A 6,405-nucleotide genomic window follows, 5' to 3' on the forward strand; every position below is an offset into this window, starting at 1 on the left:
CAGCTAACAGCATAATTACCCCAATCTACAACTAATCTATCGATCATCTCATCAAGAAGGTTTATCTTTTTTAACTCATAACGGTAATAAGACTCCTTATTAAATGCTTTATCGAATGGGAATCCTGTTGGAATGATGAATTTGTTTTTATCAAAATCAGTTCTAGTCCCTACCATGTAAGTGCCAACAAAAGTAGCAGAACTTCCTTCTCCGCCTACAAAAGACAAAATGTAATTACAATCTTCAAATCTTCTTTTACTCTGAACGCTTTGATAAAAATCTAACATTCCTTGCTTATACAGATCGTAGACTTTATAAGCTGTCTCTTTTCGCTCTGCATGTCGGACGATCTTTATTCGGTAAATATCAATTCCATTTGACTGATTTAATAATTCCTTTTCAACAAGTTCTATAAGAGTCATAAGAACCTCCAAGAGTCTATTATCAATTCACCATGAAATCATCGTTTCATCTTGTCAGTTCATTTATTTGACTTAATTTTTGTTTCATTTCTGTATTATCTCTCTCCAGTTTTTCAATCTCCTCAAGCAATCCCTTGGCTTCTTTCTGCTTTATTCTCTTATAAGAAGATACAAACCTATCTTCTGATAGAGATTTGAGTTGGGTTTTTAAGTAATCCAATCTTGAGATGAACATATTTTCTAGCGACATAGTCTACCCTCCCATGGGGTTACACCCCATACAGGTATTAATTTTTGTGTCCAATATATACTTACAAGTTTATTTTTTTCAAATTCATCAATATGCTTAGATATTTTCCTATACCTACCGAGATTCTTAATAGTATTGTCGTAATGTTCCTTATCATCTTTGTTACCAGAAGGTTGTAATCCTACACTTGCCATATTCGCACCTCACTTATAACTCAGTATATTTTTTATTGCTACCATAGGCTTTATCCACTGGATATTTCTCATTATTTTTTTCAAGTTTCCTTTTTACTATATCTTCAATATCAAGTTCCATTGCATCTGCAACCAAAATAGCATAAATCAAAACATCTGCAAGTTCTTCTTCAATATTTTTTTTCTTATTTTTCAACGCTTCTTCCGAAGATGACCATTGGAAGTTTTCCAATAACTCAGATGCTTCAAGACTAATTGAAATGGCTAAATCCTTTGGATTATGGAATTGTTTCCAATTCCGATCATCACGAAAGGCAACTATTTGCTTAATAATGTCTTTCATATACGTTCTCCCTCTACTGCTGCATTAATCTTTTGGAGCATGTAACCAATTCCTTTGCAATCACTCAGAGGATAGCTAAGATTGTAACTTGAATCATATACTTGCTCAACTACATTAACGTATTTCTTACCACCTAGCACAACAATATCTTTAATTTGATCTAATTCCTTTTCTATCAACTGCATTTTTAATTCTTTAATGCTTATCACTTCTGAACTCTTGTTATTAAATGACACATCATAATCACAGGGTATCAAGTCGTCGGGAAATAAATAGCCATGCTTAGCAGAGAGAATTACCCAGTTATCAAAGAATTTTCTTGCATAGCTTTGACAAGCACGATGGAATGCCCCTACGTATACTTTCTCCGCTTCTGTTGAGCCAACTTCTGGTTGGTCATCTCATATCTTCTTTGCTCCCCAAGGAATTATGCATATTCTCCTCATTTACGATTGACCCCTTCTTCGTTTAGAAGTGAGTCTGGAAAGACTTCACTTGCTAGCCCGATCAATAAGTATTCCAAAAAAGTAAGAGAAGTTTCACCAAATTCCTTCCAGACGCCCGGCCAATCTCTTGACCAAGGTGAAATCCAGAAATAGGTGGTTTCCTTAAGTTTAGGGTGAACTGTTTGTGTTTTTTCAAACAACATTTCAGCCCATTTTGTATACTTTTTAGTTTTCTTTAACTCTAAATGATCGGGACAAACAATTGCACTTAGATCACCAATATGATAAGCGTAATTGTATCCCCAGCGGCAAAACTTACCACTATCTCCTTTGATGTTTTCAGACAGGTTGCCACCTTTTTTTCCAAACTTCTCAGCCTTACCTATATAAAGAGGAATAACTTGACCATCTTGCTTCCAAAACATCATATAGATTAAGCCATCGTATGTGTCAGTAACTTTTTTGAAGTCATCTACAACAATCGAAACTTGTTCCTTGACCAATGATTCCATTTGATTACTACGTTTAAGTATTTGTCTTTTACTTGTACCGTACTGAAACACTTCAACAATATCACCATTAGTTTGAAATAATGGAACACCAAGTTCAGATATTTTGTAATTGGAACAAAACTCTTTCCAAATTTCCAGTTTATTGTCCGTCGCGCTCATGTCATTTAATCCTCGACACTTTCAAGAAATAGGCGTTCTTCAAACCCTCCACGCTCTTCTTTTTTTGTCAAACGCACCTTCTCGAAATCCTCAATGCTAACTCCCTTGCTTTGCAATATTGAGTATACAACTTCAACAAGATCAGCTAACTCTTCTACTTGTTCTTCTGCAATTGCATTAGTATACTCAAGAAATTCCTCATGAAGTTTCTGATTAAGCATTACTGTATATTCAACATCACTCAACACTTTAAATGCAGCTTTCTTCCCCTTTTCTTCAATAATTTGTGGAATCTTATCACGAACTAACTTGTTATATATCTTCAAAATAATTCTCTCCCCGGTATTTAATTTCAGCCCTGACAAGCAATCCAAAACTTCTTTACATGATTGTTTTGAATTGCCATTTCTAACTCAGAGACATGTTTGTCCTTAATACCACTCTTTTGAAGTATATTAAATAACACACTATTTCTATCCTCTAGGCGAATAATCATATCCTCACTTGGTATTACGTTTGATTTGCTACTATTACAGCTTTGATGTGAGTACACCAAATTCCACAAATCATCTGAATACAAATAAGACCAGGGAATTACATGATCAATTGCAGGTGTTTCCCCAACAATCAAGTTACCACACAAGAAACATGTTTTCTCAGGATTCTCAAAATTTATATATGTAGAGAACTTACTCAATGGTTTACGTCTAACATTCTCTTCATCGATTATCTTAACCTTTTTGCTGATACGCGGCGAATGATTAAAGTTCTCTAACATTTGAGTCCAACGATAATTAATCGCATCGAAAACGATTAAACTATGGTCCTTAAGCTTCTTTAAGTTTTCTACCTCTATATACAAGCTATCAGTTTTCAATTGATATTCGTAGATGCCTTCTATTTCCTTACCCTCAATTCGAAGGAAGCGATAACTAACGTCCTGCTTCAAGACTCGTACAATCTCCTTGATGGACTTTTCATACTCGCCTTTACATAAATCCTCTACGTTTGCCCTAATCCATTTTACCGGTTGTTTGGAACCAGTCTTTTCTTGATAAACCTTAATCAGCTCCTTGACAACTGAAACGATTTTAGGAGGTTTATTCGGATTGGCACTTTGTTTTAAATCGAAGAAATAAATTTGTTCCCAATAATAACGAATTACCTTTTGTGAAATTATTTCTAGGTTAATTCCCACAATATCATTTTTATGATCTTTAAAGTCCATATCGACAGCAATTTCTGTCAATGCCTTACTCCACGCTGCTTTATAAGTGTTGTCGAATGAGCAATTACGAATGATGTGAAGCCATTTATCTAAAAATCTCATCTTATCCTCCGTTTTCTAAAAGTCATTTCACAACAAACCTACACTTTGGATAACTCCCACAGCCTTTAAACTTGCCATACTTACCACTTCGCTCAACCAATACTTCACCGCACTTAGGACATTCGTTCTTAGCAATCTTATTAGACTTGACAGCTATATCATTCTTAATTGCTTTAACATGATGTTTCTTTACATTTCCATCTTTCGAGTCAGCACCTTGAATTGTACTATGAATTTTGTGCACTTCATCTTTAGAAAGCACAACATATTTGTATTTGCTAATGGTGCTTACTAACTGTTTTATATAAATGACCTCTGAAGTTACATTGACTTTTAAGTCGGCCCTAGCACTAAAGCATACGATGGAAGTAAATATCTCTTCATCAATATCTACAAGTAATGCCTTTAAAGCTTGGATGTGTCCATAATTCTGTCTAAGAGGATTATACAGCCTTTCTTTACGTTTATAAATTACCTGTGTCCAATAATCCGCTTTCTCATCTCCTAAAATCCAGCCTGTATAGTTCTTGGTCTCAATTACGAATACTCCGTTTTCAGACACCACTACATGGTCAATCTGAGTTGTCTTTCCTTTAATTGAAKGAATGGTAATGTCATGTAAGATCAAATATCTTTCCTTATCTAACTTGTTTAATTGAATTGAAACAGACTTTTCGCCAATAATTCCTTTAAATGTTGGTGATTTCAATACAATTCCTAAAATAAAAAGGATCACAAGAATTATGTAGATAGACATATAAATACTCCTTATGTGGTTGAATAGTTAAATTGAACCATGTTAATTTATAGTTGCTTTTGTCTAGCATAAACTAAAACCAGGCACATCTCCTTTTATAATGTAAACACCTGCCACTACATCTATTAGTAGAGTAAGTATCCAATATAAATGCACTAAAAAACGCGGCCATTATCTCCGCGTGTCTGCCTATTTCTTTTTAGGAGGTGTTTTTCGTTTCAGTAAGATTAATTCGACAAACTATTCCTAGATTGGAATTGCCATTTCTACTCCATCCTTACGAATTCGTCATTTCATTGACTGTATTTCTCTTTCATAGACTTCTTTTAAAGTTCTATTTCCTTCATCCAATAAAAAAATGTATCTATGATTAAATCTATTTGTAAACTTATCAATCCAATGAACATTCTTGTTATTTAACTTACCATAGGTAATGGTCAATGACTTAAACCGTTCCACCTGTACATTTTGCAAATTTTCGATTCGTGCCATATCTTGTAAATAAGTTGGAACACCGATTTTACCATCTGTTCMTTCTTTTAAGTATTGATCGAATTCTTTAATCAATGGGTTTTGAAAATCGGCACCATCTAGGTATCCGCTTGTTTCAGTTCTTGCTTTAACCGAGATACCAAGTGATATTTGATTATCTTTTAATATTGGGATATCTAATTTTTGACTGCCAATTGCAGCGGTGTATTTTGTCTCAGGAAGCACTTTAATATCTGCGCATTCATTAAAATATGTACTAAACCACTCGGACAACAATGATTCTGTTACTGCTGAAAAACCAATTGCACTACCAAATTCATTTCTAACAAACTCAGTGAATGTATCTCTTTTGTCACATAATTCTTTGCAAGTTGTCTCTATATTAATTTCTAATTTATTAACGTAATTTGCAATAATTTGCCCTTTTGATTTTATCACTGAATATTCCTCTTTCTCCTTTAAAATCATCGTTTTATTAGATCATTCCTATTATTAGATCATTCCTATTTACTCTTCTTAAATAAGAATTGAAATGTGTTTCCAAAAAGGAGATAAACTCCTTAGATTCAAAATTAATCAATTCATTGACTGAAACAAACAAATTAATAGAATCGTCATTATTTAGAGTGATTCGTGTGTTAGTTCCATTTAAACTTCCATAAGGTATTCCTGATTCTCTAACCGAATCTTCTGTAATATCCCCTTTTAGGTGATCCATTTCAGCGGATATTGAATTGACTAACCATTCTAACTGCATCCACCTTTTATTCCGATTCTTGTTCGGGACAAATAGACTTACCCTATTTGGTTTCACTCTATCTAATCCATTTTATAAAAAGAGAAAGAAAATTGTCATATAATTTATGAATATCATTTTCATCGGTCAATGGGGAAATATATAAGTTTATCCAATGATAATCATATGCTGGCTTTGTAAAGTTTTCTGCAACTTCCAACAACATCGAACCTGGATATTTACTTACTTGTATCTCTGATCCTTTTCCAAATTCATAATGTTGTAACTCAATCTCCCAAGTATCATCTAATTTAAACTCACTATGTTTAATATCTTTCATAAATTTGTGCCATTGCCAATTTTCATTCATAATATCGATTTTCTTAATAACTGAAGAGGATTTTGCAATTTCTAATGGTATGTTAAATCCCTTTTCAATATAAAAACTTGCGTGAAATCCTTTATCATTTGGAATAATTGAAAATTTACCATGTTGATATGCAGGGTCGTAGCTTTTTGCAGGTAAAACAAACCACTCGCTGTATTCCGCATGGAAACGATTATATGCTCGGGATATGTACTTTTGGTGTTTATCGCATAAATAAGAAGCTAATTCTTTAGCAGCTGTTTCTTGCGTTGATTGTTTCAGCATTTATTTGGCCTCCAGATTAAATTATTTTTTTTGGATTAACCTTTGCTGTTTTGATGAAAATGACCTTTTATTTATTAATCTCAATTACAATATAAGTATGACTATTTATATT

The 6,405-nt window shown here is 33.4% G+C and carries 9 protein-coding genes and 2 pseudogenes; all 11 read right to left on the bottom strand.

The window, feature by feature from the left end; all coding sequences use genetic code 11:
• A pseudogene (locus AC1DVJ_RS29190) lies at window positions 1–422 on the bottom strand (hypothetical protein); the annotation flags it as partial.
• A 46-nt stretch (window positions 423–468) separates the two neighbouring features.
• Entirely contained in the window at window positions 469–672 is a 204-nt protein-coding gene (locus tag AC1DVJ_RS29195) for a hypothetical protein (RefSeq protein ID WP_477596111.1), read from the bottom strand.
• 207 nt (window positions 673–879) lie between these two features.
• Complete coding sequence (locus AC1DVJ_RS29200; protein WP_477596114.1) at window positions 880–1,209, bottom strand: nucleotide pyrophosphohydrolase; 330 nt, start codon at window positions 1,207–1,209, stop codon at window positions 880–882.
• Window positions 1,206–1,655, bottom strand: a pseudogene (locus AC1DVJ_RS29205) (DUF6884 domain-containing protein). Before AC1DVJ_RS29205 ends, AC1DVJ_RS29200 begins: the two are co-directional and overlap by 4 nt.
• Window positions 1,652–2,326, bottom strand: a complete 675-nt coding sequence (locus tag AC1DVJ_RS29210) for a hypothetical protein (RefSeq protein WP_477596116.1) — start codon at window positions 2,324–2,326, stop codon at window positions 1,652–1,654. The pseudogene AC1DVJ_RS29205 and the gene AC1DVJ_RS29210 overlap by 4 nt, the downstream one beginning before the upstream one ends.
• Before the next feature lie 5 nt (window positions 2,327–2,331).
• Window positions 2,332–2,652 carry a pyrophosphohydrolase domain-containing protein gene (locus AC1DVJ_RS29215; protein ID WP_477596118.1) on the bottom strand — a complete coding sequence of 107 codons (321 nt, stop codon included), beginning with the start codon at window positions 2,650–2,652 and terminating at the stop codon, window positions 2,332–2,334.
• A 26-nt stretch (window positions 2,653–2,678) separates the two neighbouring features.
• Window positions 2,679–3,656, bottom strand: a complete 978-nt coding sequence (locus AC1DVJ_RS29220) for an HNH endonuclease (protein WP_477596120.1) — start codon at window positions 3,654–3,656, stop codon at window positions 2,679–2,681.
• 22 nt (window positions 3,657–3,678) lie between these two features.
• Window positions 3,679–4,413, bottom strand: coding sequence for an NERD domain-containing protein (locus AC1DVJ_RS29225; RefSeq protein WP_477596122.1), 735 nt, complete (start codon window positions 4,411–4,413; stop codon window positions 3,679–3,681).
• Between the two features lie 288 nt (window positions 4,414–4,701).
• The gene (locus AC1DVJ_RS29230) at window positions 4,702–5,373 is read right to left on the bottom strand and encodes a hypothetical protein (RefSeq protein ID WP_477596125.1); all 672 of its coding nucleotides are present in this window, start codon (window positions 5,371–5,373) and stop codon (window positions 4,702–4,704) included.
• Window positions 5,374–5,380: 7 nt separating this feature from the next.
• Window positions 5,381–5,662, bottom strand: a complete 282-nt coding sequence (locus AC1DVJ_RS29235) for a hypothetical protein (RefSeq protein WP_477596127.1) — start codon at window positions 5,660–5,662, stop codon at window positions 5,381–5,383.
• Window positions 5,663–5,720: 58 nt separating this feature from the next.
• On the bottom strand, window positions 5,721–6,293 hold the full coding sequence (locus AC1DVJ_RS29240) for a hypothetical protein (RefSeq protein ID WP_477596129.1): 573 nt from the start codon (window positions 6,291–6,293) through the stop codon (window positions 5,721–5,723).
• Between the last annotated feature and the right edge of the window lie 112 nt (window positions 6,294–6,405).

This window comes from Paenibacillus sp. P4_A9 (assembly GCF_056402415.1).

Bases quoted from the DNA above. Each gene is read 5' to 3' on its own strand.
- AC1DVJ_RS29195 (WP_477596111.1), bottom strand. From the start codon at position 672: ATGTCGCTAGAAAATATGTTCATCTCAAGATTGGATTACTTAAAAACC.
- AC1DVJ_RS29200 (WP_477596114.1), bottom strand. From the start codon at position 1,209: ATGAAAGACATTATTAAGCAAATAGTTGCCTTTCGTGATGATCGGAAT.
- AC1DVJ_RS29210 (WP_477596116.1), bottom strand. From the start codon at position 2,326: ATGAGCGCGACGGACAATAAACTGGAAATTTGGAAAGAGTTTTGTTCC.
- AC1DVJ_RS29220 (WP_477596120.1), bottom strand. From the start codon at position 3,656: ATGAGATTTTTAGATAAATGGCTTCACATCATTCGTAATTGCTCATTC.
- AC1DVJ_RS29235 (WP_477596127.1), bottom strand. From the start codon at position 5,662: ATGCAGTTAGAATGGTTAGTCAATTCAATATCCGCTGAAATGGATCAC.
- AC1DVJ_RS29240 (WP_477596129.1), bottom strand. From the start codon at position 6,293: ATGCTGAAACAATCAACGCAAGAAACAGCTGCTAAAGAATTAGCTTCT.